This is a genomic window from Myxococcus sp. AM011 (genome assembly GCF_013372595.1).
In the GTDB taxonomy this organism is placed as follows: domain Bacteria; phylum Myxococcota; class Myxococcia; order Myxococcales; family Myxococcaceae; genus Myxococcus; species Myxococcus eversor.
The window spans coordinates 1-2928 of record NZ_JABXEM010000496.1 but is presented as its reverse complement, the minus strand read 5'-3'; the positions used below and the strand labels follow the sequence as shown (position 1 = coordinate 2928).

Genomic DNA, 2928 nt, shown 5'->3' with positions numbered 1-2928 from the left:
GGTGGGGGCCGGTGCCTCCGTCGAGAGCGCGCACAGTGGTTCAGGCACCGCGATGTCGAGGGGAGGCAGTGCCTCCGTCGAGGAGACGCCCCGGCGTGGCTCGGGCACGGGGATGTGGCGGGTCAGCAGCGGCACTCCCGTGGAGACTCCTGCTCGGAGCCCGGTGGGAAGTCTCCTGGCGACGGGCGGCACGCCTGCTTCGTCACGGGCCCGCAATTGGCCCTCCGCGCCTCGCCCAGAAGGAAGCCCCGCCGCGAGCCCTTCTCGGACTGGCACCGCTGCTTCTGGAGCGGGGACCTCTCCGGCGACTTCATCCATCACGGCGCCTCGGGCACCGGGGCAGGGTGGGGCGCAGCAAGGGGGCACCACCGCGGCGCCCCGCCAGGTCGAGACGCGCATGGACGCGGTGCGCATCGATGTGGCCAGCCTGGACCTGTTGACCAGCGCGGTGACCAACCTGGCCCAGGTGGCTCGGCGGCGAGAGCGCGCCAACGCCCGGCGGCTGGCCCTGGCCCGGGAGCTCGGTCAACTGGCCCGCGAGGCGGAGGACCTGGGGCCCGCGGCAGTGGCCCTGGTCGCCCGTCTGGGAACCGCCAAGGAGCTGGCCGCCGACCTCCATCGCGAGTCCAAGCTCCTGTCCAACGAGGAGCTCCGAGATTTGGGCCTCGTCGTGGAGGAGGTGCAGGGCCTGCGGATGCTGCCCTTGTCCGTCCTCTTCGAGCCCTACCCGCGCATGGTCCGCGACTTGTCTCGCTCGCTCGGCAAGGAAGTGGAGCTGGTCGTCGACGGCGAGGACACCCGCGCGGACCGGGCCGTGGTGGAAGCGCTGCGCGAGCCGCTGATGCACCTGGTGCGCAACGCCCTGGACCACGGCCTGGAGACGCGGGTGGACCGGGTGACGTCGGGCAAGCACCCTCGGGGCTGCCTCACGCTGCGCGCCGCCCGGGAAGGCAGCCGCATCATCCTCCGCGTCGAGGACGACGGCCTGGGCCTGGACCCCGCCGAGCTGCGCCGGGTCGCCGTGCGCCGGGGCACCCTGGACGAGAGCGCCGCCAACGCCCTCTCGGACGCCGCGGCCCGCGAGCTCATCTTCCTGTCCGGCTTCACCTCGCGCGAGGTCGCCACCGACTTGTCGGGGCGGGGCGTGGGGCTCGACGCCGTCCGTGCCTCCATCCAGGGCCTGGGCGGCGACGTGGGCGTGGAGTCCGCGCCCGGCTGGGGCACCATCTTCGAGCTGCGCGTCCCCGTCTCCCTCACCGTGGCGCCGCTGCTCTTCGTCCAGGTGGGCCAGGAGACGCTCGCGCTGAGCGCCACCCACGTCTCGCGGGCCCTCAAGGTGGAGCCTATCCACCTGTGCGAGGTGGCCGGCCGTCCCTCGCTGCTCGTGGAGGGGCGGGTGCTGCCGCTGGCCTCCCTGGGCGCGCTCCTGGGCCTGGCTCAGGAGCGGGAGGTGCGCGAGGGGGAGCTCGTCCTGGTGGTGCGCAGCCAGAGCGGCGCCGCCGCCGTCGTGGTGGACCGCGTCCTGGAGGAGCGGGTCCAGGCCATCCTCCCCCTTCGCGGGGTGATGGCCCGCTTCGGCCACCTCGCCGGAGCCACGTCCCTGGCCGACGGCCGGCTGGCGATGGTCCTCTCCGCCGCCTGGCTCACCGCCAGCGCCCACGGGACGTCCCCGCTGAAGCTGCCCCGCTCGACCTCCCCCGGAGCCGAGTCCCGCCGCCGCCGCATCCTCGTGGTGGACGACTCGCCGTTGACGCGGGAGCTCATCTCCAACCTCCTGGAGGCCGTGGGGTACGACACCGTCATGGCCGCCGACGGGGCGGACGCGCTGGATGCCCTGGAAGGGGCGCCGGTAGACCTGGTCGTGACGGACCTGGAGATGCCCGGAATGGACGGCCTGGAGCTGACCCGGCGCCTGAAGGGGCATCCCACCATGGCCCGGATGCCCGTCGTCATCCTCACCACCCGTGGTGGCGAGGAGGACCGGCGGCGTGGGCTGGCGGCCGGGGCGGACGGCTACATCACCAAGGGAGATCTGGTGCGCCAGGACCTGGTGGATGTGGTGGGCCGGCTCCTGTCCTGAAGGGCCCCCGCTCAACCTCCTGAGGACACGGCGGAGCATTGGCTATACTCGTGGCCTCGCGTACGGGGTATGGACAGGGCATGGGCAAGAAAGTGTCGGTGCTGGTGGTCGATGACTCACTCATCTGCCGACAGCTCATCTGCGAGGCGCTGAGCAAGGACCCCGACATCGAGGTCGTGGGTTCCTGCGCGGACGGCAAGCAGGCCGTGGAGATGACCAAGGAGCTGCGCCCCCACGTCATCACCATGGACGTGGACATGCCCGTCATGGACGGGTTGACGGCCACCGAGCACATCATGGCCGAGTGCCCCACGCCCATCCTGGTGCTGACGGCGGACCCGCGCTCGCAGGCCCCGGAGCTGACGTACCGCGCGCTGGAGCTGGGCGCGCTCGCGCTTCAAATCAAGCCCGCCATCGACGCCGGCCCCGAGGCGTGGAACCTGGTGCGGGAAATCAAGCTGCTCTCCTCGGTGCGCGTCATCCGGCACCTGCGCCGGGCCCAGAAGGGCACCATCACCCCTCCCCGGGTGACGACGTCGGTGCTGCCCGCGGTGTCCATGGGCGTGGTGGTGGTGGCCGCCAGCACGGGCGGGCCGCAGGTGTTGAACCGGATGCTCTCCGAACTGCCGGCCGACTTCCCGGCGCCCATCGTCATCGTCCAGCACATCAACGCGGCCTTCGCGGAGTCGCTGGCGGGGTGGCTGGGCAACACGAGCCGGCTGAAGGTGCGGCTTGCGCAGGACGGCGAGCCGTTGATGCCGGGGCACGTGCTCATCGCCCCGCCGGGGATGCACACGGTGATTCCCTTCCGCGGGCGGGTGGCGCTCAAGGCGGGGGTGGAGCGGGAC

Annotated in this window: 2 protein-coding genes; both read left to right on the top strand. The window is 72.4% G+C overall.

The window, feature by feature from the left end; translation table 11 throughout:
* Positions 1-406 precede the first annotated feature (406 nt).
* On the top strand, positions 407-2080 hold the full coding sequence (locus tag HUW62_RS46650) for a response regulator (RefSeq protein WP_368670657.1): 1674 nt from the start codon (positions 407-409) through the stop codon (positions 2078-2080).
* A gap of 80 nt (positions 2081-2160) precedes the next feature.
* On the top strand, positions 2161-2928 hold a 768-nt coding region (locus HUW62_RS46645; protein WP_176438120.1), incomplete at its 3' end, for a chemotaxis protein CheB.